The sequence below is a fragment of the Staphylococcus sp. 11007852 genome (genome assembly GCF_011394325.1).
GTDB classification, from domain to species: domain Bacteria; phylum Bacillota; class Bacilli; order Staphylococcales; family Staphylococcaceae; genus Staphylococcus; species Staphylococcus agnetis.
In genome coordinates this window covers 43,623-68,967 of record NZ_JAANBJ010000024.1, presented here as the reverse complement: position 1 = coordinate 68,967, position 25,345 = coordinate 43,623, and the positions used below count along the sequence as shown (strand labels likewise).

Below are 25,345 nucleotides of genomic sequence, written 5' to 3'. Positions count from 1 at the left end.
ATTATCGTTGCACTCATATGCTTTAAATGTAGTAGTGTGTATTTATTAAACTAATTCGATAATTACTGTTAACGCACCGTCACCTTTACGAGGTGCAACTTTAACAATACGAGTGTATCCGCCTTGACGCTCTTGGTAACGTTCAGCGATTTCACCAAATAATTTTTGTAATGCAGTTTGTGTCGTTTCATCTTCGTTTAAGATTTCCACGTTACGTAATGTTTTAGCAGCGTTACGACGAGAAGCTAAGTCACCTTTTTTACCTAAAGTGATCAATTTTTCAACGACGCTACGAAGTTCTTTCGCACGTGCTTCTGTAGTTTCAATACGCTCATTAACGATAAGTGAAGTTGCTAAGTCACGTAACATTGCTTTACGTTGATCTGAAGTACGACCTAATTTTCTGTAACCCATGAGTTAACCTCCTTTATCAATCTTCTTTTCTTAGACCTAAACCTAAGTCTTCTAATTTGTATTTAACTTCTTCAAGAGACTTGCGACCTAAGTTACGCACTTTCATCATATCAGCCTCTGATTTGTCAGCGAGTTCTTGTACTGAGTTAATACCAGCACGTTTAAGACAGTTATAAGAACGTACAGATAAGTCTAATTCTTCAATAGACATCTCTAATACTTTTTCTTTTTGATCTTCTTCTTTTTCAATCATGATTTCAGCATTTTGAGCTTCATCAGTTAAACCAACAAAGATGTTTAAATGCTCAGTCATAATTTTAGCAGCTAATGATACAGCCTCTTTAGGTGTGATTGAACCATCAGTCCACACGTCTAAAGTTAACTTATCAAAGTCAGAGCTTTGACCGACACGTGTATTTTCAACAGTATAATTCACACGTTCAACTGGTGAATATAATGAATCTACTGGGATTACACCGATTGGTAAATCACTAGAGTTGTTTTGATCAGCTAGTGCATATCCGCGACCTTTGTTCGCAACTAAACGCATTTTGAAATGACCACCTTTAGATACAGTGGCAATTTTAAGGTCAGGATTTAAGATTTCAACATCACTGTCATGTGTGATATCTTTAGCAGTGACTTCGCCTTCTTCTTTTATATCGATTTCTAATGTTTTTTCTTCTTCAGAGTATATATTAAGCGCTAGCTTTTTAATATTCATGATAATTGTAGAAACATCTTCTACAACGTTATCAATCGCTGAGAATTCGTGTAAAACGCCTTCGATTTCGATATATTTCACAGCCGCACCTGGTAATGATGATAGTAGGATACGACGTAAGGAGTTTCCTAGTGTAGTACCGTAACCACGCTCAAGTGGTTCAACAACAAACTTACCGAATTTAGCATCATCACTAACTTCAATTGTTTCAATTCTAGGTTTCTCGATTTCTATCATTTACATATCCTCCTTAAGTACGTCGACTTGCATAAACTATAAATTTTTAGTGTTAAGTGAATAGTGACAAAACAAAAATTTAATTATACGCGACGACGTTTTGGTGGACGGCAACCATTATGTGGAACTGGAGTAACGTCTTTAATCGCTGTTACTTCTAAACCTGCTGATTGTAATGCACGGATCGCTGATTCACGACCTGGACCAGGGCCTTTTACAGTTACTTCAACTGATTTTAAACCGTGTTCCATTGCAGCTTTTGAAGCTGTTTCTGATGCCATTTGCGCTGCGAATGGTGTTGATTTCTTAGAACCTTTGAAACCTAATGCACCTGCAGATGACCAAGATAAAGCATTTCCGAATTCATCTGTAATAGTTACGATTGTATTATTGAATGTAGAACGGATGTGAGCAACACCGTTTTCGATATTCTTTTTCACTCTACGTTTACGTGATACTTGTTTACGTGCCATAGATTAATTTGCCTCCTTTACCTATTATTTTTTCTTGTTAGCTACAGTTTTAACTGGGCCTTTACGCGTACGCGCATTGTTTTTAGTTTTTTGACCATTTACTGGTAATCCACGACGGTGACGGATACCACGGTATGATGAAATTTCCATTAAACGTTTGATGTTTAAGTTTACTTCACGACGTAAGTCACCTTCAACTTTGTAGCCATCTACAACTTCACGGATGCGGCCTAATTCGTCATCAGTTAAATCTTTAACACGAGTGTCTTCTGAAACGTTTGCTTCAGATAAGATTTCTTTAGCTGAAGTTTTACCGATACCGTAGATATAAGTTAATGAAATTACTACGCGTTTATCACGTGGGATATCAATTCCTGCAATACGTGCCATATTATTTACACCTCTCTTTTAATTAACCTTGTTTTTGTTTGTGTTTAGGGTTTTCACAAATTACCATTACTTTACCTTTACGTTTAATGACTTTACATTTTTCGCAAATTGGTTTTACTGATGGTCTTACTTTCATTTTTTATACCTCCTTCAATGATGGAGTGACAATTATTTATAACGATATGTGATTCTTCCGCGTGTTAAGTCATACGGAGACATTTCTACTGTTACTTTATCGCCTGGTAAAATACGAATATAGTTCATGCGAATCTTTCCACTTACGTGAGCTAAGATTTCGTGACCATTTTCTAATTCTACTTTAAACATTGCGTTAGGTAAAGTGTCTAATACCGTACCTTCAAGTTCGATAACATCTTGTTTTGCCATGAATTAACGCCTCCTTTTCAGTTGTAAGGATCTTAATATATCAACGAGATAATAGTTGGCTTGGTTTACATTGTCAAAGCGTATCGTTATAAGACTTGTCACGAATATTTGATTACAGTTTCAAAGTTAACGACGTGTAAAGTCAAACACTTTAAACCAAGTCGTTATTATTTTAATGATTCTAAAATAGTGATGACGTCTTCTGTAACTTCATTAATATTTTTAGAACCGTCAATATTTTTAAGAACGCCTTTTTGGCTATAGAAATCTAAAATCGGTTTAGATTGTTTAATGTTCACATCTAAACGATTTGCAACTGTTTCAGGGTTGTCGTCTTCACGTTGGTAAAGTTTACCACCTTCAAGATCACATGTACCTTCAACCTTAGGCGGATTGAAAACAAGATGATACGTCGTGCCACAGATTTCACAAATGCGACGTCCAGTCAGACGGTTCATAAGTTCTTCTTCGGGCACATCAATGTTAACAACTGCATCGATTTCTCTTCCAAGGTCTTCTAAAATCGAATTTAAAGCTTCAGCTTGTTCGATTGTACGAGGAAATCCGTCAAGTAAGAAACCTTTTTTAGCATCGTCTTCAGAGATACGTTCTTTTACAATGCCTACTGTAACTTCGTCTGGTACGAGTTCCCCACGATCCATATACGATTTAGCTTCTTTACCGAGTTCGGTTTCATCTTTAATCGCTTTTCTGAACATATCCCCTGTTGAAATATGTGGAATTGGGTACTTTTTAATAATTTCACTCGCTTGAGTTCCTTTACCAGCACCAGGTAATCCCATTAAGATAATATTCATAAATGCCCTCCTATGAATTATCGTCTACCAAAGCCTTTATATTCTTTTTCATTGACTTGAGCTTCTAAACCTTTCATCGTTTCAATGGCAACACCGATAACGATAAGTAAGCTTGTACCACCAAGTTGAATGGCTTGCGGTAAGTTCATAAACTTCGTAGCAATAATCGGAAGAATCGAAATTGCTGCTAAGAAAATTGAACCTGCAAACGTTAAACGATATAAAACTTTAGTAATATATTTTTTCGTTTGTTCGCCAGGACGAATCCCAGGAACGTAGCTACCTTGCTTTTTCAGATTTTCTGCCATTTTTTCTGGGTTAACTTGTACAAACGCATAGAAATATGTGAATGCAATAATAAGTACTACATACACGACCATTCCCATATTGTTTGATGGGTCAGCATAATTACCTATTTTTTGAGCCCAATCTGCTTTAGGAAAGAACAACGTTAATGTTCTAGGTAATAAGAAGAATGCCATTGCAAAGATGACAGGAATTACCCCTGCAGAGTTTACTTTTAATGGTAAATATGTTGCCTGTGAACCAAGACGCATATTTGATTGTTTTTTTGCATATTGAATTGGAATTTTACGAATCGCTTGTAAAACGAATACAGCACCTACTGTTAGTAAAATCATACCAACAATAAGACCTATCACTTTCAACCAAGCTAACGTTACATCGTCTTGTCCAACGAATTCTTGTTGATAGAATTGCATTAATGCGGACGGCAATGTAGATAAAATACCTGCAAAAATGATAATAGAAATACCATTACCAACACCATATTGCGTAATTTGTTCACCTAACCACATTAAGAATGCAGTACCTGTTGTAAGAACAACTGCAATTAATAGATATGACCATACGCTTTGAGTTTGGACGAGTGATCCACCGAGGTATGAATTAAATTGATAAGACATACCGATAGATTGAATGAATGCAAGCACGATTGTAAAATAGCGTGTTAAGTTATTTAACTTTTTGCGGCCGACCTCACCTTGTTTTGCCCATTCTGTAAACTTAGGTACAATGTCCATCTGTAATAATTGCATTACAATGGAAGCAGTAATGTAAGGCATAATCCCCATTGCGAAAATGGAAAAGTTCTTCAAGGCTCCGCCACCAAATGTATTTAACAGATCAGTGACGCCTTGAGAACCTTGTTGATTATCAAATGCTGCTGGATTAACTCCAGGTGCTGGAATATACGTACCAATTTTGAAAATCACTAACATTGCAAGTGTAAAGAAAATCTTGTTACGAACTTCTTTTGTTTTAAAGAAATTCACAAGAGTGTGAAACATTAGATCACCTCGTGAGCTCCGCCCTTCGCTTCAATAGCATCTTTAGCAGAAGCTGAGAATTTGTGTGCTTTAACAGTCAATTTCTTTTCTAATGAACCATTACCTAATACTTTAATGCCAGATTTTTCACTTTTAACTACGCCTGATTCGATTAATAATTCAGGTGTAACCTCAGTACCATCTTCGAATTTGTTAAGTTGGTCTAAGTTAACAATAGCATATTCTTTACGGTTGATGTTAGTGAAACCACGTTTTGGAATACGACGGAATAAAGGTAATTGACCACCTTCAAAACCTGGTCTAACGCCACCACCTGAACGTGCTTTTTGACCTTTTTGACCACGACCACTTGTTTTACCGTTACCAGTAGCCGCACCACGACCTACACGGTTACGTACTTTACGTGAACCTTCTGATGGTTTTAACTCATGTAATTTCATTTCGGCACCTCCTTAATTATTTTTCTTCTACTGTTACTAAGTGACTTACTTTATTGATTTGTCCACGAATCGCATCGTTATCTTCAACAACAACAGATGAGTTAAGTTTTTTCAAACCTAAAGCTTTAACTGTTTTACGTTGAGTTTCTGGACGTCCGATAACGCTTCGAGTGAGGGTAATTTGAATTTTAGCCATTTTAAATGTTTCCCTCCTTAATTATATAATTCTTCTACTGATTTACCACGTAAACGGGCAACATCTTCAGCATTTTTTAAGTTTTGTAAACCGTCTACAGTTGCGCGCACCATGTTAATTGGTGTGTTAGAACCTAATGATTTACTTAAGATATCTGTGATACCTGCAAGTTCTAATACGGCACGAACTGGACCACCTGCGATAACCCCTGTACCAGGAGCAGCTGGTTTCATGAATACACTACCTGAACCATAGCGTCCAGTGATTGTGTGTGGTGTTGTACCTTCAACACGTGGAACTGTGATAAGATTTTTCTTCGCAGCCTCAACAGCTTTTTTAATTGCTTCAGGTACCTCTTGTGCTTTACCAGTACCGAAACCAACGCGACCATTTTTGTCACCTACAACTACAAGTGCTGTGAAACGGAAACGACGTCCACCTTTAACAACTTTTGCAACACGGTTAATCGTAACAACGCGTTCTTCAAATTCTTTAACTTCTTCTTCTCTACGAGCCATTTAAATTGTCCCTCCTTTAAATTAAAATTGAAGTCCATTTTCGCGAGCTGCATCTGCTAACGCTTTAACACGTCCGTGGAATAAGTATCCTCCACGATCGAATACAACTGCTTCGATTCCTTTTTCGCTTGCTTTTTTAGCGATTGATTCACCGACTTTAGTTGCCATTTCAACTTTAGTCACTGATGTGTCGATATCGCTATCTTTAGTAGAAGCTTGAGCTAACGTTACACCTTTAACGTCATCAATGATTTGTGCATAAATGTGTTTGTTTGAACGGTATACGTTTAGACGTGGCTTTTCGCTAGTACCTGACAATTTCGTACGAACACGTGCATGTCTTTTTAAACGTACTTTGTTTTTATCAATTTTGCTGATCATGTCAATACTCCTTTCTATAGAGTTTATTTATTATTTACCAGTTTTACCTTCTTTACGGCGTACGTATTCACCTTGGTAACGGATACCTTTACCTTTATAAGGCTCTGGTGGACGTACATCGCGAATTTTAGATGCTGTAGCACCAACTAATTCTTTGTCGATACCTTCAACTTTTACAGTTGTATTTTTCTCTACTGAGAAAGTAATACCTTCAGCAGCTTCGATTTCAACTGGATGAGAATAACCTACGTTTAATACAAGTTTAGAACCTTGTACTTGAGCACGGTAACCAACACCGATAAGTTCAAGTCCTTTAACGTATCCTTGAGATACACCTTGTACCATATTATTAATTAACGCACGAGTTGTACCATGAATTGTTCTATGTTCTTTAGAATCTGATGGTCTAACAACTTCAAGTGTGTTTTCTTCTTGTTTGTAAGTCATTTCTTCGTTAAGTGTTTGTGATAATTCACCTTTAGGTCCTTTAACAGTAACTTTGTTACCTTCGATTGTTACAGTAACGTCACTTGGGATCTCGATAATTTTTTTACCAACACGGCTCATGCTGTGGCACCTCCTTATTTATTTAATGATTACCAAATGTAAGCTAATACTTCGCCACCAACATTACGTTTTCTAGCTTCTTTATCAGTGATAACACCTTCTGAAGTAGATACTAATGCGATACCTAAACCGTTTAATACTTTAGGTACTTCGTTCGCTTTAGCGTATACACGTAAACCTGGTTTAGAAATACGTTTTAATCCTGTAATAACACGTTCGTTATTTGAACCATATTTTAAGAATAAACGGATTACACCTTGTTTATCATCTTCAATATATTCTACATTTTTAATGAAACCTTCATTTTTAAGGATTTCAGCAATTTCTTTTTTAATGTTTGATGCAGGTAATTCTAATTTTTCGTGACGCACCATGTTTGCGTTTCTCACACGAGTTAACATATCTGCAATTGGATCTGACAATGTCATAGTTTGTTGCCTCCTTTCAAGAGTTAAATTTTTACCAGCTAGCTTTACGTACGCCAGGAATTTGACCTTTATAAGCTAATTCACGGAAACAAATACGGCAAAGTTTAAATTTACGATATACAGAATGTGGACGTCCACATTGTTCACAACGCGTATATTCACGGACTTGGAACTTTTGTTTCTTTTGTTGCTTAGCAACCATTGATTTTTTAGCCACTTAATTAGCCTCCTTTAGAGATTATTTTTGAAATGGCATACCGAATTGTGTTAACAATTCACGAGCTTCCTCGTCAGTGTTAGCAGTAGTTACGATAACGATATCCATTCCTCGAACTTTTGATACTTTATCATAATCGATCTCAGGGAAAATTAACTGTTCTTTAACACCTAAAGTGTAGTTACCGCGACCATCAAATGCGTTTTTAGAAACACCACGGAAGTCACGTACACGTGGTAATGATACAGAAATTAATTTGTCTAAGAATTCATACATTCTTTCACCACGTAATGTTACTTTAGCACCAATTGGCATACCTTCACGTAAACGGAATGTCGCAACTGATTTTTTAGCTTTAGTGATTAAAGGTTTTTGACCAGTGATTGCTGTTAATTCCTCAACTGCTGTATCTAATACTTTTGAGTTTTGAACTGCATCACCAACACCCATGTTGACTACGATTTTATCGATTTTTGGTACTTCCATTACTGAGCTATAGTTGAATTTTTTAACTAAGTTCTCACTAACTTCAGAGTTGAATTTTTCTTTTAAACGGTTCAAAGTGGATCCTCCTTTCAACTTTTATTATTTATTAGACTTGATTTCTTCGCCTGATTTTTTAGCGATTCTTACTTTTTTACCATCAACAAATTTGTAGCCTACACGTGTAGGTTTGTTTGTTTTAGGGTCTAATAATTGTACGTTAGAAACATGAATAGCTGCTTCAGTTTCTAAGATTCCACCTTCAGGATTGATTTGAGTTGGTTTTTGGTGTTTTTTAACGACGTTTACACCTTCCACAACGACGCGGTCTTTTTTAGGTTCAGTTGCTACAACTTTACCTGTTTTACCTTTGTCTTTACCTGCGATAACGATTACGTTGTCACCTTTTTTGATATGCATGTGGGCACCTCCTTGAATTGTGATTTAGATTTTATAAATTATAGTACTTCTGGTGCAAGAGAAACAATTTTCATAAAGTTTCCTTCACGTAATTCACGCGCTACTGGACCGAAGATACGAGTACCACGTGGTCCTTTGTCGTCACGAATGATAACACATGCATTTTCATCAAATTTGATGTAAGAACCGTCTTTACGACGTACGCCTGATTTAGTACGTACAACAACAGCTTTAACAACATCGCCTTTCTTAACAACGCCTCCTGGTGTAGCATTTTTAACAGTTGCTACGATGACGTCACCGATGTTAGCTGTTTTACGGCCAGATCCACCTAATACTTTGATTGTAAGTACTTCACGAGCACCAGAGTTGTCTGCTACTTTTAAGCGTGTTTCTTGTTGGATCATGATTAAACCTCCCTTATCTTTAAATAGTCATTAAATAATTACTGATTCTTCGACAATTTCTACTAAACGGAAACGTTTTGTCGCTGATAAAGGACGAGTTTCTTGAATTTTAACGATATCTCCTAGTTTAGCTGAATTGTTTTCGTCATGTGTTTTATACTTCTTAGAATATTTAACACGTTTACCATATAGTTTGTGCGTTTTGTATGTTTCAACTAAAACAGTCACTGTTTTGTCCATTTTGTCTGAAACGACTTTACCAACGTAAACTTTACGATCATTTCTTTCGCTCACTTTAGTAACCTCCTCTTTCAACTATTATTGGTTAGCTTTTCCTTGTTCTAATTCTCTTTCACGCGCAACAGTTTTAAGACGTGCAATTGTTTTTCTAACAGTTTTAATACGTGCAGTCTCTTCTAATTGACCTGTAGCTAATTGAAAGCGTAGGTTAAAAAGCTCTTCTTTCGATGATTTGATTTGTTCTTCGATTTCAGAAGTGGTTAAGTCTCTAATTTCCTTAGCTTTCATTTGTTTCACCACCCAATTCTTCACGTTTTACAAACTTCGTTTTAACTGGAAGTTTGTGGCTCGCTAAACGTAATGCTTCACGCGCAACTTCTTCAGATACGCCTGCAACTTCAAATAAGATACGACCTGGTTTTACAACTGCGATCCAGCCTTCTACCGCACCTTTACCAGCACCCATACGTACTTCTAAAGGTTTTTTAGTATATGGTGTATGAGGGAAGATTTTAATCCAAACTTTCCCGCCACGTTTCATGTAACGTGTCATAGCGATACGAGCTGATTCGATTTGACGAGAAGTGATCCAAGATGTTGTTGTTGCTTGTAAACCAAATTCGCCAAATGTTACGTAGTTACCGCCTTTAGAACGACCTTTAGTGTCAGGACGATGTTGACGACGATATTTTACACGCTTTGGTAGTAACATAATTATTTTCCTCCTTCACTATTTTTCTTAGTAGGAAGAACTTCACCACGATAGATCCATACTTTAACACCTAACTTACCGTAAGTTGTGTCAGCTTCAGCATGTGCGTAATCAATGTCAGCACGTAATGTATGAAGTGGTACAGTTCCTTCTGAATATTGTTCAGCACGCGCGATGTCAGCGCCACCTAAACGACCTGATACTTGTGTTTTGATACCTTTAGCACCAAGTTTCATTGCTCTTCCGATAGCTTGTTTTTGTACACGACGGAATGATGCACGGTTTTCTAATTGACGTGCAATGTTCTCAGCTACTAAACGTGCATCTAAATCAACTTTCTTGATTTCAACCACGTTGATGTGTACTTTTTTGTCAGTTAATTGGTTTAACTTGTTACGAAGTTTCTCGATTTCTGAACCGCCTTTACCAATTACCATACCTGGTTTACCAGTGTGGATTGCGATATTGATACGGTTAGCAGCACGTTCGATCTCTACGTGAGATACTGATGCATCTTTTAATGCAGTATCGATAAATTTACGAATTTTTAAGTCTTCGTGTAATAATGATGCGAAATCTTTTTCAGCAAACCATTTTGCTTCCCAGTCGCGAATGACACCAACACGAAGTCCGATTGGATTAATTTTTTGACCCACGGTGTTCCCTCCTTAGTATTTATTAAGCTTCTTGTGCTTCTTCTTTACCGTCACTTACTACGATAGTAATGTGGCTTGTTCTTTTATTAATTGCGCTTGCACGTCCTTGAGCACGTGGACGGAAACGTTTTAAAGTTGGTCCTTCGTTAGCGTATGCTTCCTTAACAACTAATTCGTCAGTGTTCATACCGTAGTTGTGCTCAGCATTAGCTAAAGCGGACATTAATAATTTTTCTACAACTGGAGAAGAAGCTTTGTTAGTTAATTTTAAAATAGCTACTGCTTCTCTTACGTCTTTTCCTCTAATTAGATCTAATACTAATCTAACTTTACGAGGTGCGATTCTGATCGTTCTAGCAACCGCTTTTGCTTCCATTCGTATTTCCTCCTCTACTTACTATTGAGTGATTATCTTCTTGTTTTCTTGTCGTCTGCAGCATGTCCTTTGAATGTACGTGTTGGTGCAAATTCACCTAATTTGTGACCAACCATATCTTCAGTTACGTATACAGGTACGTGTTTGCGGCCATCATATACTGCAAATGTGTGTCCAATGAAGTTTGGGAAAATTGTTGAACGACGTGACCATGTTTTGATTACTTGTTTCTTTTCGCTGTCGCCTTGAGCTTCAACTTTTTTCATTAAATGATCATCGACGAAAGGTCCCTTTTTAATACTACGAGCCATAGTGGCGCCTCCTTTCTTATTGTGTGCGTGCAGCTAAGAAGCCGCACACCCAAATAAGCTATTTTTATTTTTTCTTACGTCTACGTACGATAAGTTTGTCTGAATGTTTCTTACCACGACGTGTTTTCTTACCAAGCGTTGGTTTACCCCATGGTGACATTGGAGATGGACGTCCGATTGGCGCACGGCCTTCACCACCACCGTGTGGGTGATCGTTAGGGTTCATTACAGAACCACGAACTGTAGGTCTTTTACCTAACCATCTAGATTTACCAGCTTTACCTACGTTAACAAGTTCGTGTTGTAAGTTACCAACTTGACCGATTGTTGCGCGACAAGTTGAAAGAATCATACGTACTTCACCAGAACGAAGTCTTACAAGTACATATTTACCTTCTTTACCTAATACTTGAGCGCTTGCACCAGCTGAACGTGCGATTTGACCGCCACGACCTGGTTTTAATTCGATATTATGAATAACTGTACCTACAGGAATGTCTTTTAATTGAAGTGCGTTACCCACTTTAATGTCAGCTTCAGAACCACTTTCAATCATTTGACCTACTTGTAAACCTTTAGGTGCGATGATGTAACGTTTTTCACCATCTGCGTATACGATTAATGCAATGTTTGCTGATCTGTTTGGATCATATTGAATAGAATCAACTTTACCTGGGATTCCATCTTTATTACGTTTAAAATCAATCACACGGTATTGACGTTTGTGTCCGCCACCATGATGACGTACAGTCAATTTACCTTGGTTGTTACGACCCGCTTTTTTCGGTAGCGGTTGTAATAATGACTTTTCTGGTTTCGTTTCAGTGATTTCAGCGAAATCTAAAGTAGTCATATTACGACGACCATTTGTAATTGGCTTATAATGTTTTAATGCCATTGTCGCTTACCTCCTTATTGGTATATTTTTTAGTTGAATAAGTCGATTTGACCTTCTTTTAAAGTTACGATAGCTTTACGGCGTTTGTTTGTATAGCCTTGGTAACGGCCCATACGTTTCTTTTTAGGTTTGTAGTTAATGATGTTAACATTCGCTACTTTTACATCGAAGATTTCTTCAACAGCAATTTTAACTTGCGTTTTGTTGGCACGAACATCTACATCGAAAGTGTATTTGTCCTCAGCCATTGCTTCAGATGATTTTTCAGTGATTACGGGGCGCTTTAGAATGTCTCTAGCTTCCATTATCCGAGCACCTCCTCAACTTTTTTAGCTGCTTCTTCAGTGATTAAAACACTGTCAGCATGTGTTAAATCTAATACGTTTAATCCTTCAGGTGTAGTGATTTGAACACCAGGGATGTTACGTGCAGATAATTCAACGTTTACATCTTCTCCAAGAGTTACAACTAAAACTTTCTTAGGTAATTCTAAGTTTGTTAATGTTGTTTTGAAATCTTTTGTCTTTGGAGCGTCTAAGTTGAAGTTATCAACAATTTTAAGTCCATTTTCTTGAACTTTGTAAGATAATGCAGAGCGTAATGCTAAACGACGCATTTTCTTAGGCATTTTGTAGCCGTAGCTTCTTGGTGTTGGACCGAATACTACGCCACCACCACGCCATTGTGGTGCACGGATTGTACCTTGACGCGCACGTCCAGTACCTTTTTGTCTCCATGGTTTACGTCCACCGCCACGAACTGCTGAACGATTTTTAACAGCGTGTGTTCCTTGGCGTAATGAAGCGCGTTGTAAGTTAATCGCTTCGAATAATACTTCGTTGTTAGGTTCGATTGCGAATACTGCATCGCTAAGTTCAACTGAACCAGCTTTAGATCCGTCAACTTTTAATACATCATAATTTGCCATTATGCATTTCCTCCTTTCGCTACTTATTATTGGTTAGCTTTAACAGCTGTTTGGATTTGAACAAAACCTTTTTTAGGGCCAGGTACGTTACCTTTAACTAAAATTACGTTGTTTTCCGTATCAACTGCAACAACTTCTAAGTTTTGAACAGTGACAGTATTACCGCCCATACGGCCTGGTAATTTTTGTCCTTTAAATACGCGTGACGCATCTGACGCCATACCGATTGAACCTGGTGCTCTGTGGAAATGAGAACCGTGTGACATAGGTCCACGTGATTGGTTGTGACGCTTGATCGCACCTTGGAAACCTTTACCTTTTGAAGTTCCTGTTACGTCAATGATGTCGCCTGCTACAAATGTATCAACTGAGACTTCTTGACCTACTTCGTATTCATCAACATTAATGTTTCTGAATTCACGAATGAAGCGCTTAGGTGCAACGCCAGCTTTTTTAGCATGACCTTCAGCTGGTTTGTTTGCGTATTTGTTTGATTTGCTATCTTTTTTATAAGCAAGTTTGTCATCGAAACCGATTTGTACTGCGTTGTAACCATCGATTTCTTCAGTTTTCTTTTGTAATACTACGTTTCCTTTTGCTTCTACAACTGTTACAGGAATTAAGTCTCCATTTTCACCGAATACTTGAGTCATTCCAATTTTTCTTCCTAAGATTCCTTTGGTCATCGAAAGTCCACCTCCTAAAATTTTCTATTATAATTTAATTTCGATGTCTACACCTGATGGTAAGTTTAAGCCCATTAAAGCATCAACTGTTTTTGGTGTAGGGTTCACAATGTCGATTAAACGTTTGTGTGTACGTTGTTCGAATTGTTCACGAGAATCTTTGTACTTATGCACCGCACGGATGATTGTGTACACTGATTTTTCTGTTGGTAATGGGATTGGTCCTGATACGTCTGCACCAGAACGTTTCGCAGTTTCAACAATTTTTTCAGCTGATTGATCAATTACACGGTGATCATAAGCTTTTAATCTGATTCTGATTTTTTGTTTTGCCATAATTTACCCTCCTTATTCGTCTTCATTAGTGATAAGACTTCTCCACGAAAACTATCTCACACAACGCCATGGCAAAGCGGCCGGGTGTGTCAGTAACCTTTCGCTTCATCGCATTAAAAAGTCCAACATTAGACATTTTACACGAAATGTTTGAGTACTTCAACCATTTTATGTAAAATCTTTTGTCTAATTCACATACCCCATTATTTTACTCTAAATAAGAGGCTACATCAACACTTTTTTATGAATTTCTTTAATCTTTTTATATCATTGAAATGCGTTTCAAATACTTTATGTATGTACAATTGGTTGAAGATACATTTTGATTAAAATGTGGTTAATCAGTTCAATCATCTATCTTAATGTATGTTTCTTAATAATTTTAAAAAACAGCCTCCCCTACGTGTATAAAAAAACTGTCACTGAATATTATTGTTCAATGACAGTTTCAATATTTTAACCATGTACAAATACGAAATATAAAATAAATATAACAAGTAAAGCATACATAATTGGATGTACTTCTCTATGGCGCTTTGTCAAGACCATCGTTATTGGATAAAAGATAAAGCCACATGCGATACCTGTAGCAATAGAATATGATAAAGGCATCATAATGATGGTTACAAATGCTGGTACTGCTACTTCAAAGTTTTTCCAACTGATAGAGGCAAGGTTTGATGCCATAAGCACACCGACAACGACAAGTGCTGGTGTTGTAACAGCCGGTGTCACAACTGCCATTAATGGACTAAAGAATAGTGCTAATAAGAAACATATTCCCGTAACGATACTTGCAAATCCCGTACGTGCACCTACCGCTACACCTGACGTTGATTCAATGTACGATGTTGTTGTTGTCGTACCAAATACCGCACCCACCATTGTTGCTAACGAATCTGAAAACAGTGCACGCCCTGCGCGTGGTAAACGATTGTTTTTCATAAATCCAGCTTGAGAAGCTACAGCAACGATAGTCCCTGCTGTATCAAAGAAATCAATAAATAAGAACGTTAAAATAACAATTAAAAACTGTACTGTAAAGAGTTGTGCTGGGTCTTGAAAAGCTTCAAATGCTGCACCAAATGTTGGTGCGATGCTTGGTACTTTACCAATGACACCAGATGGTGGAGCGATTTGTTGCGTGATAAGCCCCGCTATTGCTGTTATCACCATACCAATAAAAATTGCACCAGGAACTTTTTTAGCATAGAGCACAATTGTAATCACGATACCAAATACAGCGAGTAAGACATGTGGTTCCGTCAATTTACCTAATGTTACTAACGTTGCATCTTGGTTCGTAATAATACCTGAACTTTGTAAGCCTACAAAAGTAATAAATAAACCTATACCTGAAGATACAGCCATTTTCATTTCAAATGGAATGGCATTAATAATGGTTTCACGTAGACCCGTTGCGGTTAAAATTGCAAATATAAACCCTGAAAATAACACACCTGTCAAACCTGTTTGCCAAGGGATGCCCATTGTTAATACAACTGTAAATGCAAAAAAGGCATTTAATCCCATACCAGGGGCGAGGGCTATCGGATACCTAGCGATGATACCCATGAATAAACACCCTACAAATGCAGCAAGGGCCGTAGCAACAAAAATCGCACCTTGATCCATTTTTTGGTCAGCTGGTACACCATCAACTCCAGCCAAGCTTAACACTTGAGGATTGACTGCTAAAATATAAGCCATTGATAAAAATGTTGTTAATCCACCTAAAATCTCTCGTTTGAAATTAGTTTGATGTTCATCAAAACGGAAGTATCGCTTCACTTTAATTAGCTCCTTTAATCAAAATACTTACATATTTTAATATGTTTCCTTAGCGATTTCAATACAAATTCCGAACTTTATAATTAAAAAAATGCTTTAAGTTCGATTTTTAGCTACAATTTCAATCCTTTTAAAGCGTCTTTAAACGGATTGTTATCTAATTCATCATCTTTCATATATTTTTTCATATCTCGATGCGATACTTTATCTTTTCCTTTAGACTTTAAACGTTGATTCATTTGCGCTTGTGTCTCTGTATGGCCACATACACAACGGTATGTTGCTTGTCCTCCTGTACCAAATTTAGTCAGCCTTTTTTTACATTTTGGACAACGTGCTTTCGTTTGGGTTTTGACGTCTTTCTTTGTTTTACATGATGGGTCTTGACACACAAGCATTGAGCCATTTTTTGTTTTTACTTTTAACATAAATTTACCGCATGTTGGACATTCCGCTGATGTTAAGTTATCATGCTTATATTTTTGATCACTTTCTTTTATCGTTTGAATGACACGGATTGTAAATTGTTTCATTTCATCGATAAATTGTTGACGTTGATATGTGCCCTTTTCTATCTTCAATAATTTATCTTCCCATTCTGCGGTAAGTAGCGGCGATGTTAATTCTTGTGGTGCTAATGATAAAATTTGGGCACCTTTTGATGTCACTTTTAACTTTCCATCTTGGCTCTCAATCGCATTCATCTTAAATAATTTTTCGATGATGTCTGCTCTTGTCGCAACGGTACCTATGCCACCAGTTGCTTTTAATGTTTCAGCAGAACGCTTGTCATTTAAATTAAAAAATTGGTCAGGACGTTCCATTGCTTTAAGGAGCGTTCCTTCATTAAAGTATGCGGGTGGTGTCGTTTGATGTGACTGCACATTCACATTTGACACTTTCACATGTTCTCCTTGATGAAACGGTATCTTTACTTGCGTCGTAGGTGCATCATGGTGTAATGCTTTAAAACCGAGTTGTTTCGTTTCAATGCTTTTATATAAAAACGAAGCGTGTTCCATTTCCCCTAGTATTTGACGTTCACTATAAATATAAGGATCTGATAAAACTTCAAGAAATCGTTGTACCACAAGTAAATATATTCTTTTTTCGTTTGCACCTAAATCATCCATGTATGGACGGACTTCTGTCGGTATAATGGCGTGGTGGTCTGATACTTTTTGATTGTTAATACATGAGAGTCTAGACGTAAACTGCTTTTTCATCAGTGTTTGCGCATAGGTTTTATATTCCGTACCCATAACCGCTTGAAGACGTTCTTTAAGTGTCCCAACCATATCTGTCGTTAAATAATTCGAATCAGTACGTGGATACGTCAATACTTTATGGCGCTCATACAGACTTTGTAAGGCATTCAGTGTCTGTTTCGCACTTATTTTGTAACGTTGATAGGCTGCTTGTTGAAGATCCGTCAAATTAAATAAGCGACCTGGATATGATTTTTTCTCTTTATCTTTAATTGTTTTTATCACCATGCTTTGATGTTTGAGTTTCTCGCCAAATTGCTCTAATTTTTGCAGATCATACTCACGCTGTGTTTGAACAAGTTTAAATGGCACATCATTCACTTTAACTTCCATTGTATAGTAAGTTTCAGGTTTGAAATTTTTAATTTCTTCTTGACGTTGTTGAATTAATTTTATTGTCGGTGTTTGAACTCGACCAAGAGATAGCTGAGCATCATAGCGTGTTGTCAAAGCTCGCGTCGCATTAATACCAACAATCCAATCCGCTTCACTACGCGCTAACGCCGCTTGATATAAAGGATAATAGTGTTTTGCATCTTTTAAATTGCGAAAGCCTTGTTGAATCGCTTTTGTCGTTACAGAACTTATCCATAATCGTTTTAACGGTTTTTTAACACGAACTTTATCTAGAATCAAGCGCGCTACCAATTCACCTTCTCTACCTGCATCGGTAGCAATAATAATTTCCTTCACGTCATCTCTTTTTAATAAATGCTGAACGGTATTAAACTGCTTACGTGTTTTTCCAATTACGACCGTTTTCATATGTTTTGGAATAATCGGTAAGGCTTCTAAACGCCATTGTTGATAAGTTTTATCATATTGTTCTGGTGTCGCATTTGTGACTAAATGCCCTAATGCCCATGTAATAATATAATGTTGATTTTCGATATATCCATTTTTTTCATTAGAAACATTTAACGCCTTTGCGATATCTCTACCGACTGAAGGTTTTTCTGCTAATACTAAAGATTTCATCATTTTACTCCTGTTTAAACTTTATAATATTGTTATTGTACCATGCCTCTAATGTGGATACTTCCATTTCATCATAAAACAACTTATAATTAGCTTAAAGAAACTATTAAGGAGGGGCACTATGAAGGTCAGTCAAGTCACTTCCGTTGATCGTATTTCAAACTTTATTAAGGAAAATATATCAACTTCACAGTCTTATACAAATAAAATTCCTGTTCATTATCATACAGCATATGATATGTATCTCAACGAGGCATTGAATACGACGGGTATTTTTATACTTGAAGAAAATGACGACATACAAATGGCGCTCATGTGTATACCATATCTTGAAAATCGTTTTAAAGTCATTGGACCTATTACCAAAAAAGACTATATCCCTACTGGAGACGCCTTTGAAAAACTATTTAGAGAAGCGACACAACATAACGCGCCACACGCGACCTATTATTTTTCCTACGCTGCTGAAAATGAACACATTAAAGCCTATATGAAAACGATTGGTGCATCCTATACATTTACAGATTACCATCTTTCTACACAGACAGACTTGGGAGAAACTGAAAACATTCATCATATCATCGATTATAAATCAGCTTACTTCAAATATTTCAAAAAACTACATGAAGACACATTTTCTCACAATGCAATGCGTGCTGAAGAAATTACGGAAACTTTAGATGACAACCACCGCCTTATGTTATATATGGCTGAAGGATTACTTAAAGGGTATCTATATTTAATTCTTAACAAAGACCAAGGTCATGCAGAAATTCGTTATTTTTCATCACATACCCACTATCGTCTTAAAGGGATCGCTTTTGATCTCATTCAACACGCGATTCACATCGCACTGTCTCAAGAAGGCATCGATAACGTATATTTCAAAATACGTAGTAAAAATCATCGATTAGTTGAACGTTTTCATGAATTTGGGTTTGAAATGACATCTGAATATCGTAAGTTTAAGCTTGTAAAGTAAACTTTGGTCTTTATTAAGGCATAACCCCATGCGTCTTAATTTAAAGATGATGGAAAACGCCTTCAGCGTAAAAGAATACGTTGAAGGCGTTTATTTTATATTAGGATAAACCACTTAAGGTACTGCAATAAAGAAATGTTGATACATATATAGAATCCCTATACTAATCACTACAGTCATGTTACTCGCCATGGCAATCATCGGCAATGTGCGATACTGAAACTGTACAGCATAAGATAGTGTGGCTACCCCAACAGGTAATAACCAAATCAATATCAATGTTGTTTTAATCATGTCATCAGAAACTGGTAAAAAGAAATAGACGAGACTCCCAAACAAGAGCCCTAAACCATAATGTATACCTACATATTTAAACGTCAATGGTAGATAACGACGTTCAATTTTAAAATCTAATAATACACCTAATAACATCATCGATAATGGTAAATTGGCTTTTCCAAGCAAGTCAAAGAAATCGATGATAATGGGTGGAATTTTAATTGTTAACAAACAAAGAGAAATCATCACGATATAAGTCATTAATGGGATAGAACTTAAACATTTTAAAACGATTGTCTTAATGTTTAATGTACTTTCCGCATTTTTGAAATATCCTGCGATGATATATGTAACACCAAACATGAGAATGGCACCACCGATATCAGCCATACCAAAATACAGTAAACCATATTTCGGCCACATTTGTTCTACAAGTGGATATGCAAATATCCCAATATTTAAAGAAGCCATCAGCATCGCCACAGTACCTCTTACTTCATTGTTATATTTAATAAACAATATGATGACTATCAATTTAGTTATAATGCCGTACAATATCATCAAAATGGGCAACAAGGATAGTGAAGGTGTTAACGTGGCACCATTTAAATTTACAATAACGACTGCGGGTAATGTAACGTTCAGAACAATTGTCGTCATCACTTTTGCTTCCGACCCCTTAACATATCCAATACGTTTCAAAATATATCCTAGTGCTATGAGTAATAAAATCATTATAAAACGCTCTGTCACACCATCCCCCTCTTTCGTTAATTATTGATATAATTTAAATGAATCAATACATCATTTATCATATTCATTTCATTATCCTTATTGATGCATGTTATAATGTTGAAGACAAAAGGAGGCTAGTTTTATGAATTTAGAAGCCCAACTACAAGAACTCAAATTAGATTATGTTCGATTACAAGGTGATTTAGAAAAACGTGAATCTATGGGACAACATATTGACCCTTTAATCAAGCAAATGGAATCTATTGAACATAAAATTTCTGAAGTACGGTTGAAAATGGAACAGGACTGTTTCCCACAATCACATCAATCGTCTCATCAATAGATTTAGAAAGGACAAACCAATGCTCATATACTTCCTTTTATTGCCGATATTATATTTAGTTATCAGTTACATTAGCATATTTAAAATGCAAGTAAAGTTAGCAACAATTTTACGTCTCTTAATGGGACTCATTTTAATAATTGTCATTGCAACTTCATTAATTTATTACACATGGATGACATGGTGGGTGTTTGTCGTGTTACTCTTATTAGTTGCTAACGTAGAGACAACTGCATTCAAACACGGAAAAAATGATAAAAAAGGCGTAGACATATTAAATATGATGACCGTACTCATAGTTGTTATTTATGTCATTTTAGCAATTGTACTTTTATAAATGACGCTTCATATTTAACGTCCCTTTAATATTCACCTTAAAAGTTGTGATTGAGGTATCAACTTTTAAGGTTTTTTCTATATCTTCTCCACTTTATACTCATTTATCATGTTCAAGAATGGTAGCATTCAGCAATAGATGTCAGTCGACGCAGTGCTTCTTTTAACTGTACTTCATCAATTGCAAAGGACACACGCACATAACCTTCCCCTTGTATGCCAAACGGATGACCCGGCGCTACTAAAATAGAACACTTTTTTAATAAATATGCTACAAATTGATCACTCGTAAACCCTGGAGGGCATGGCAACCACAAGAATATGCCACCTTTAATTGGCTCAAAAGGAATTTTCGCGACCGTTAGTGCTTCCTCTATAATATCTCTTCGCTTTTTAAACGTTTGTGCTTGAAGACGCAACACATCGTCACATTCATTTAACGCAACGGTGCATGCATCTTGTAACGCCCCATACATACCCGCTTGTGTATGTGTATGATATTTTTTCAATTGACGTATCATATCTTCATTTCCTACTGCAAAACCTACACGATACCCCGACATGTTATAGCCCTTTGAAAATGAAAACACTTCAATCGCACGTGTTTTCGCACCTTTTGCTGCAAGAATACTAGGATTGGCTGCATCAAAACCAAAAGCCTGATAAGCAAAATCATGGACAATCATCGTCTCTGTACCTTCAAAATGATTTATTGTCTCTTGAAAGAATTCGGGTGTCGCAACAGAGCCAGTAGGGTTATTCGGATAAGTTAAATACACTAACTTAGCTTGAGAGGTGTCTAACTTATCCCATTGCGGAAGATACCCATGTTCTGGATACAATTTCATCGCATGTGGCTGACCATGAGCAAGTAAGACACCCGCTTCATAATCTGTATAACCTGGATCTGGTAATAATACCTCGTCCCCTGGCTCAATAACACAAGTAGGTAGCGCCACCAAACCATTTTTTGTACCATAAAATAAACACACTTCCGTTTCAGGATCTAACGACACATTAAAATGACGTTGATAAAAACGGACGATAGCTTGTTTAAATGTACTTTTACCTTGAAATGCCAAATATTTTTGATTCTCTGGTACCCGGATGGCATCTGTGAGTGCATCTAAAATACGTTCAGGCGTATTGGCGTCCGGAATACCTACTGCCAAATTGATCAAAGGCAAAGGTCCATGTTCCACCGCTTTCCCCATCGTTTTTCCAAAGTAACTTTCTGGAATATGCTTTAAAATTGATGTTTCTTTCATAAGATGTCCCCCTTTGAATATCATGTTAAATGGCGTAATGATACATAAAAGGGAAGAACATGACCTCTTAAGGATGCACGCTTCCCTTTTATGGTTAACGCATAATTTAGGCTGAAACAAGTGATAGACTATATGGCAATACTACAATATAGTAGTCAACGTATTTCTAATAGCCTACCAAAATCATAAGAATTCGTCAATTTGCCTTTTTACGCGTAAATTTATTTTTTAAAGTAAACAAGATTACGTATATCACTGGGACTACGATTAACGTTAATAATGTTGAAGATAATAGTCCTCCAATGACTGTGGCAGCTAACCCTTTAGAAATTAATACTGAGCTATTTTGTCCAAAAAGTAACGGCACTAATGCGCCAATCGTTGCAATTGCAGTCATTAATATAGGTCTAATACGCGTTCCACCCGCTTCTATTAATGCTGCTTGCATTGGCATGCCTGACTTTTCATTATTGATGACACGATCAATCAATACAATTGCATTTGTGACAACGATCCCGATTAACATCAGTAAACCAATCATACTAGGCACCGAAAGGGTTTCTCCTGTCGCTATTAACGCAATCACCACACCAATAACGGTATATGGTAATGAAAATAAAATTGTAAACGGCGCAAGTCCACCTTTAAACGTTAGCACTAATACTAAATAAACAATAATGATTGCTGCACCCATCGCAAGTAACAATTGAGAAAATGCTTCAGTGATATCATCATTGGTGCCACCAACTTGAGTTTTAACATTGTGCGGTGTGTCCATTTTTGAAAGTTTTTGAGAGACTTCTTTTGTTATCGTTCCGACATCTTTACCAGAAAAATTCGCAGTAATCGTACTCGTGTAATCCCCTTTTTCTTTCACAAGTGCATTTGGCGTCGTCGTTTGGTGTAATTGCGCAATGTCACTCAATTTAAGATTTGGATTCTGAGGTGACGGTATCGGTGTATTTTCGAGTTTTTTCTGCGTCCATTGCGTCTCTTTGTTTTGCTTAACAACCACATCATATGTTTGACGGTCAGCTTTAATTTTTGAAATGGTCATATCTGGTATATTTTGATTCAGTAATAGTGCAAGCTGTCCTGCTGTGATACCATTTTCGCTTGCACGTTGTTGATCTATCTTCACTTCATATTGCGCATAAGTTTCGGTTAAATCTGATTTCACATTTGTTAAACCTTTCACTTGAGCCATGCGTTGCTCAACCTTTTTTACAGTACCTTTTATCGCTTCTGTAGATGGGCCTGTAACCTGAACTTCGAGCTGATTGGAGCCTGTTCCTGTACTCATATCAAGATTTTGCCAATCTCCTGCATGATGATATGAGGCAATATGTTTTAATACTCGCTCTGGTTCTGTTTTGAAATTCGGTGTATCACTATCATATTCGACCATTAATGCGGTACTGTTCGTACTTCCTGTAGGGTCAGCCGGAGAAGGGCCACCCACTGAGTACTGTACATTTCTCACATGTGTTTTATGATTCAAATACTTTTGAACTTGTTCAGCATTTTTTAATACATCGTCTTTGGTTTCACCTGGTTTTGGCTTATAGGTTAATGCCATAAATTTATCTTCACCAGTAGAAATAAAGCTCGTACCGATTTTCATACTACCGAGCACCACACTACCGATTAATAGCAGAGTACTTAAAATAATAACAATCCACTTATGATTCAGGCTCCATGATAAAACACGACGATATCCCTGTCCTAACTTTCCAAGATGATGTTTCGGTTGCTTTCTTAAACCATTTTTAAAAAATACTGATCCTAGCACAGGTACGATTGTGATAGATACAAGTAATGACGCGAGTAAACTGAATGTTACCGCATACGCAAATGGTCTAAACATTTCACCTACTGAACCTGTTACAAAGGCGAGAGGTAAAAAGACCACGATGGTCACTATCGTTGATGACATAATCGGGATAAATACTTCTTTCGTCGCTTGAATGATTAATGGGTCACCTGTGAGCTTTTCATCCTTTTTCGCTAATCGTCTATAGATATTCTCAATGACAACAATTGCATCATCAATCACTCGGCCGACTGCCACAGTTAAAGCACCTAATGTTAAGATATTTAATGAAACATCCGTAAGCTTTAATGCAACCATTGCAATCAGAATAGACAATGGAATCGATACGACAGAGATGGCAGTCATCTTGATATTTCTTAAAAATAGCAATATCACTATAATTGCAACGATGGCACCTAACAATGCTTTTTCAATCATCGTCGATAGCGCATCTTTAATTGGCTTTGCAGTATCCATGACCTTGACTGTTTTAAGGTTGTCCTGTGTTTTAACAAAGTCTTTAATCGTTTGATCCACTTCATTCGCTACAGCTACTGTATTGGCATCTTGAGCTTTAACAATTTGGACGTCCACAGCATCTTTTCCATTTGTTTTTGATATAGATTTGCGTTCATCTTGAAGTTTTATAGTTGCAAGTGATTTTAATGGTACCGTTTCCTGTGGTGATGAATTGTTCCCGCCTTGGGATGCAACCATAGGAGGGGAATTTGTCCCATTCTCGCTTTGCCCTTGATTTTTATTATCAGATTGCCCCATAGATGAAGGCGGTTGCGATGCAATTGCCAATGGTATTTCTAGATTTTCAAGCGCATCCATTGATGTAAATTGACCATCTATGACTACTGATTTTTCAGTATTGCCAAATTGAAATAATCCTAAAGGCGTTTCTTTCGAAGCATTTTTAATATAGTCGGAAACTTGTTGCTGGTTTAATCCGACTTCTTGGAGTTTTTGATCATTAAACGTTATTGTAGCTTGACGTGATGTCTGACCATTTACCGTCGCTCGTTGCACACCTTTAATTTCTTGTAATTTAGGAATCAACTCATCCTCTACAGCCTTTGTCGTTGCTTTTACATCATTATGTTGATTTATAAATGAATACGCGACAACAGGAAATGCATACATTGAATTCCGCTTAATCTCAGGGTCTTTCACACCATCAGGGAAAGACATTTTTTGAAGCGTTTTTTGTAATTCTTGCTCAGCTTTATCTAAATCAGTTTGATCATCAAATTTGACAGTGATCAACGATGCGTTAGATAAAGATTCTGTTTTTACACTTGTTACATCCGCCATTCCCCTAATTTCTTCATCTATAGGATTACTGACTTCTTTCATCACCGTCTCAGGTGTAGCACCTGGCATTGTGGTTGTAATTGTCATCATAGGTGGTTCAGTATCTGGCAACAATTCTAATTTCATTTTGAAACTAGAATACACCCCGCCCAAAATAACGAGCAATACCATTAACATAATTGCAAATTGATTTGATAGTGAAAAATCTATCAACTTTTTAATCACTTACATCGCCCCTTTATTCCTCTAAATGCTTTATTTACCTATCTATATACTCAA

The 25,345-nt window shown here is 36.8% G+C and carries 37 protein-coding genes; 3 read left to right on the top strand and 34 right to left on the bottom strand.

Features of this window, described 5'->3' with window-relative positions:
• Nucleotides 1-45: 45 nt before the first annotated feature.
• The 31 genes from rplQ to G8Y85_RS07050 form a co-directional block, all read right to left on the bottom strand.
• Nucleotides 46-414 (bottom strand): 50S ribosomal protein L17, encoded by a 369-nt coding sequence (gene rplQ / locus G8Y85_RS07200; RefSeq protein ID WP_037567144.1) that lies wholly within the window; start codon nt 412-414, stop codon nt 46-48.
• A gap of 16 nt (nt 415-430) precedes the next feature.
• Nucleotides 431-1,375 (bottom strand): DNA-directed RNA polymerase subunit alpha, encoded by a 945-nt coding sequence (locus G8Y85_RS07195; RefSeq protein WP_103345584.1) that lies wholly within the window; start codon nt 1,373-1,375, stop codon nt 431-433.
• An 83-nt stretch (nt 1,376-1,458) separates the two neighbouring features.
• Nucleotides 1,459-1,848, bottom strand: coding sequence for a 30S ribosomal protein S11 (gene rpsK, locus G8Y85_RS07190; RefSeq protein ID WP_014613235.1), 390 nt, complete (start codon nt 1,846-1,848; stop codon nt 1,459-1,461).
• A gap of 24 nt (nt 1,849-1,872) precedes the next feature.
• Nucleotides 1,873-2,238 carry a 30S ribosomal protein S13 gene (gene rpsM, locus G8Y85_RS07185; protein ID WP_037567140.1) on the bottom strand — a complete coding sequence of 122 codons (366 nt, stop codon included), beginning with the start codon at nt 2,236-2,238 and terminating at the stop codon, nt 1,873-1,875.
• Nucleotides 2,239-2,260: 22 nt separating this feature from the next.
• Nucleotides 2,261-2,374, bottom strand: coding sequence for a 50S ribosomal protein L36 (gene rpmJ, locus G8Y85_RS07180; protein ID WP_002509257.1), 114 nt, complete (start codon nt 2,372-2,374; stop codon nt 2,261-2,263).
• Nucleotides 2,375-2,406: 32 nt separating this feature from the next.
• Entirely contained in the window at nt 2,407-2,625 is a 219-nt protein-coding gene (gene infA, locus G8Y85_RS07175) for a translation initiation factor IF-1 (RefSeq protein ID WP_001118443.1), read from the bottom strand.
• A gap of 167 nt (nt 2,626-2,792) precedes the next feature.
• Nucleotides 2,793-3,443: an adenylate kinase gene (locus tag G8Y85_RS07170; protein WP_037567134.1), complete on the bottom strand. Its 651-nt coding sequence runs from the start codon at nt 3,441-3,443 to the stop codon at nt 2,793-2,795.
• A 17-nt stretch (nt 3,444-3,460) separates the two neighbouring features.
• Nucleotides 3,461-4,753 (bottom strand): preprotein translocase subunit SecY, encoded by a 1,293-nt coding sequence (secY, locus tag G8Y85_RS07165; RefSeq protein ID WP_037567132.1) that lies wholly within the window; start codon nt 4,751-4,753, stop codon nt 3,461-3,463.
• The gene (rplO, locus tag G8Y85_RS07160; protein WP_037567130.1) at nt 4,753-5,193 is read right to left on the bottom strand and encodes a 50S ribosomal protein L15; all 441 of its coding nucleotides are present in this window, start codon (nt 5,191-5,193) and stop codon (nt 4,753-4,755) included. Before rplO ends, secY begins: the two co-directional genes overlap by 1 nt.
• A 16-nt stretch (nt 5,194-5,209) precedes the next feature.
• Nucleotides 5,210-5,389 (bottom strand): 50S ribosomal protein L30, encoded by a 180-nt coding sequence (gene rpmD, locus G8Y85_RS07155; RefSeq protein ID WP_037567129.1) that lies wholly within the window; start codon nt 5,387-5,389, stop codon nt 5,210-5,212.
• A 17-nt stretch (nt 5,390-5,406) separates the two neighbouring features.
• Nucleotides 5,407-5,907, bottom strand: a complete 501-nt coding sequence (rpsE, locus tag G8Y85_RS07150) for a 30S ribosomal protein S5 (protein WP_037567127.1) — start codon at nt 5,905-5,907, stop codon at nt 5,407-5,409.
• 21 nt (nt 5,908-5,928) lie between these two features.
• Nucleotides 5,929-6,288 (bottom strand): 50S ribosomal protein L18, encoded by a 360-nt coding sequence (rplR, locus tag G8Y85_RS07145; RefSeq protein ID WP_037567125.1) that lies wholly within the window; start codon nt 6,286-6,288, stop codon nt 5,929-5,931.
• A gap of 30 nt (nt 6,289-6,318) precedes the next feature.
• Nucleotides 6,319-6,855, bottom strand: a complete 537-nt coding sequence (gene rplF, locus G8Y85_RS07140) for a 50S ribosomal protein L6 (protein WP_037567123.1) — start codon at nt 6,853-6,855, stop codon at nt 6,319-6,321.
• Between the two features lie 29 nt (nt 6,856-6,884).
• A complete protein-coding gene (rpsH, locus tag G8Y85_RS07135) occupies nt 6,885-7,283 on the bottom strand; it encodes a 30S ribosomal protein S8 (RefSeq protein ID WP_014613226.1) in 399 nt (132 codons plus the stop codon).
• Nucleotides 7,284-7,314: 31 nt separating this feature from the next.
• Entirely contained in the window at nt 7,315-7,500 is a 186-nt protein-coding gene (locus G8Y85_RS07130) for a type Z 30S ribosomal protein S14 (RefSeq protein ID WP_037567121.1), read from the bottom strand.
• A 21-nt stretch (nt 7,501-7,521) separates the two neighbouring features.
• The gene (gene rplE / locus G8Y85_RS07125; RefSeq protein WP_037567119.1) at nt 7,522-8,061 is read right to left on the bottom strand and encodes a 50S ribosomal protein L5; all 540 of its coding nucleotides are present in this window, start codon (nt 8,059-8,061) and stop codon (nt 7,522-7,524) included.
• Between the two features lie 24 nt (nt 8,062-8,085).
• Nucleotides 8,086-8,403 (bottom strand): 50S ribosomal protein L24, encoded by a 318-nt coding sequence (rplX, locus tag G8Y85_RS07120; protein ID WP_037567116.1) that lies wholly within the window; start codon nt 8,401-8,403, stop codon nt 8,086-8,088.
• 38 nt (nt 8,404-8,441) lie between these two features.
• Entirely contained in the window at nt 8,442-8,810 is a 369-nt protein-coding gene (gene rplN, locus G8Y85_RS07115) for a 50S ribosomal protein L14 (protein ID WP_014613222.1), read from the bottom strand.
• 30 nt (nt 8,811-8,840) lie between these two features.
• The gene (gene rpsQ / locus G8Y85_RS07110) at nt 8,841-9,104 is read right to left on the bottom strand and encodes a 30S ribosomal protein S17 (protein ID WP_037567114.1); all 264 of its coding nucleotides are present in this window, start codon (nt 9,102-9,104) and stop codon (nt 8,841-8,843) included.
• Nucleotides 9,105-9,128: 24 nt separating this feature from the next.
• Nucleotides 9,129-9,338: a 50S ribosomal protein L29 gene (gene rpmC, locus G8Y85_RS07105; protein ID WP_014613220.1), complete on the bottom strand. Its 210-nt coding sequence runs from the start codon at nt 9,336-9,338 to the stop codon at nt 9,129-9,131.
• Nucleotides 9,328-9,762 (bottom strand): 50S ribosomal protein L16, encoded by a 435-nt coding sequence (gene rplP / locus G8Y85_RS07100; protein WP_037567112.1) that lies wholly within the window; start codon nt 9,760-9,762, stop codon nt 9,328-9,330. Before rplP ends, rpmC begins: the two co-directional genes overlap by 11 nt.
• Before the next feature lie 2 nt (nt 9,763-9,764).
• A complete protein-coding gene (gene rpsC, locus G8Y85_RS07095; RefSeq protein WP_037567110.1) occupies nt 9,765-10,418 on the bottom strand; it encodes a 30S ribosomal protein S3 in 654 nt (217 codons plus the stop codon).
• 22 nt (nt 10,419-10,440) lie between these two features.
• Nucleotides 10,441-10,794 carry a 50S ribosomal protein L22 gene (gene rplV / locus G8Y85_RS07090; RefSeq protein ID WP_016426354.1) on the bottom strand — a complete coding sequence of 118 codons (354 nt, stop codon included), beginning with the start codon at nt 10,792-10,794 and terminating at the stop codon, nt 10,441-10,443.
• A gap of 32 nt (nt 10,795-10,826) precedes the next feature.
• The gene (rpsS, locus tag G8Y85_RS07085) at nt 10,827-11,105 is read right to left on the bottom strand and encodes a 30S ribosomal protein S19 (RefSeq protein WP_014613216.1); all 279 of its coding nucleotides are present in this window, start codon (nt 11,103-11,105) and stop codon (nt 10,827-10,829) included.
• A gap of 64 nt (nt 11,106-11,169) precedes the next feature.
• Nucleotides 11,170-12,003: a 50S ribosomal protein L2 gene (rplB, locus tag G8Y85_RS07080; RefSeq protein ID WP_037567105.1), complete on the bottom strand. Its 834-nt coding sequence runs from the start codon at nt 12,001-12,003 to the stop codon at nt 11,170-11,172.
• A gap of 29 nt (nt 12,004-12,032) precedes the next feature.
• A complete protein-coding gene (rplW, locus tag G8Y85_RS07075; protein ID WP_037567103.1) occupies nt 12,033-12,308 on the bottom strand; it encodes a 50S ribosomal protein L23 in 276 nt (91 codons plus the stop codon).
• Complete coding sequence (gene rplD, locus G8Y85_RS07070) at nt 12,308-12,931, bottom strand: 50S ribosomal protein L4 (RefSeq protein WP_037567101.1); 624 nt, start codon at nt 12,929-12,931, stop codon at nt 12,308-12,310. Before rplD ends, rplW begins: the two co-directional genes overlap by 1 nt.
• A gap of 26 nt (nt 12,932-12,957) precedes the next feature.
• A complete protein-coding gene (gene rplC / locus G8Y85_RS07065) occupies nt 12,958-13,617 on the bottom strand; it encodes a 50S ribosomal protein L3 (RefSeq protein WP_039644449.1) in 660 nt (219 codons plus the stop codon).
• Nucleotides 13,618-13,644: 27 nt separating this feature from the next.
• On the bottom strand, nt 13,645-13,953 hold the full coding sequence (gene rpsJ, locus G8Y85_RS07060) for a 30S ribosomal protein S10 (protein WP_001118667.1): 309 nt from the start codon (nt 13,951-13,953) through the stop codon (nt 13,645-13,647).
• Nucleotides 13,954-14,409: 456 nt separating this feature from the next.
• A complete protein-coding gene (locus G8Y85_RS07055; protein ID WP_103345586.1) occupies nt 14,410-15,744 on the bottom strand; it encodes an NCS2 family permease in 1,335 nt (444 codons plus the stop codon).
• A 113-nt stretch (nt 15,745-15,857) separates the two neighbouring features.
• Nucleotides 15,858-17,990 carry a DNA topoisomerase III gene (locus G8Y85_RS07050; RefSeq protein ID WP_103345587.1) on the bottom strand — a complete coding sequence of 711 codons (2,133 nt, stop codon included), beginning with the start codon at nt 17,988-17,990 and terminating at the stop codon, nt 15,858-15,860.
• A 121-nt stretch (nt 17,991-18,111) separates the two neighbouring features.
• Between G8Y85_RS07050 and G8Y85_RS07045 the strand changes: the two genes are divergently transcribed.
• Complete coding sequence (locus tag G8Y85_RS07045) at nt 18,112-18,972, top strand: GNAT family N-acetyltransferase (RefSeq protein ID WP_105995505.1); 861 nt, start codon at nt 18,112-18,114, stop codon at nt 18,970-18,972.
• A 114-nt stretch (nt 18,973-19,086) separates the two neighbouring features.
• On the opposite strand, the gene G8Y85_RS07040 is transcribed toward G8Y85_RS07045, so the two are convergent.
• Entirely contained in the window at nt 19,087-20,004 is a 918-nt protein-coding gene (locus G8Y85_RS07040) for an AEC family transporter (protein WP_103345589.1), read from the bottom strand.
• 124 nt (nt 20,005-20,128) lie between these two features.
• Between G8Y85_RS07040 and G8Y85_RS07035 the strand changes: the two genes are divergently transcribed.
• Both G8Y85_RS07035 and mspA read left to right on the top strand, forming a co-directional pair.
• Nucleotides 20,129-20,329, top strand: a complete 201-nt coding sequence (locus G8Y85_RS07035; RefSeq protein ID WP_103345590.1) for an SE1832 family protein — start codon at nt 20,129-20,131, stop codon at nt 20,327-20,329.
• A 19-nt stretch (nt 20,330-20,348) separates the two neighbouring features.
• Nucleotides 20,349-20,666 carry a membrane stabilizing protein MspA gene (mspA, locus tag G8Y85_RS07030; RefSeq protein WP_060551608.1) on the top strand — a complete coding sequence of 106 codons (318 nt, stop codon included), beginning with the start codon at nt 20,349-20,351 and terminating at the stop codon, nt 20,664-20,666.
• Nucleotides 20,667-20,778: 112 nt separating this feature from the next.
• Here the strand turns inward: mspA and G8Y85_RS07025 are convergent, their stop codons facing one another.
• Together G8Y85_RS07025 and G8Y85_RS07020 are read right to left on the bottom strand one after the other, a co-directional pair.
• The gene (locus tag G8Y85_RS07025; RefSeq protein ID WP_143564693.1) at nt 20,779-21,933 is read right to left on the bottom strand and encodes an aminotransferase class I/II-fold pyridoxal phosphate-dependent enzyme; all 1,155 of its coding nucleotides are present in this window, start codon (nt 21,931-21,933) and stop codon (nt 20,779-20,781) included.
• Nucleotides 21,934-22,129: 196 nt separating this feature from the next.
• Nucleotides 22,130-25,291 (bottom strand): efflux RND transporter permease subunit, encoded by a 3,162-nt coding sequence (locus G8Y85_RS07020; protein ID WP_165805616.1) that lies wholly within the window; start codon nt 25,289-25,291, stop codon nt 22,130-22,132.
• Between the last annotated feature and the right edge of the window lie 54 nt (nt 25,292-25,345).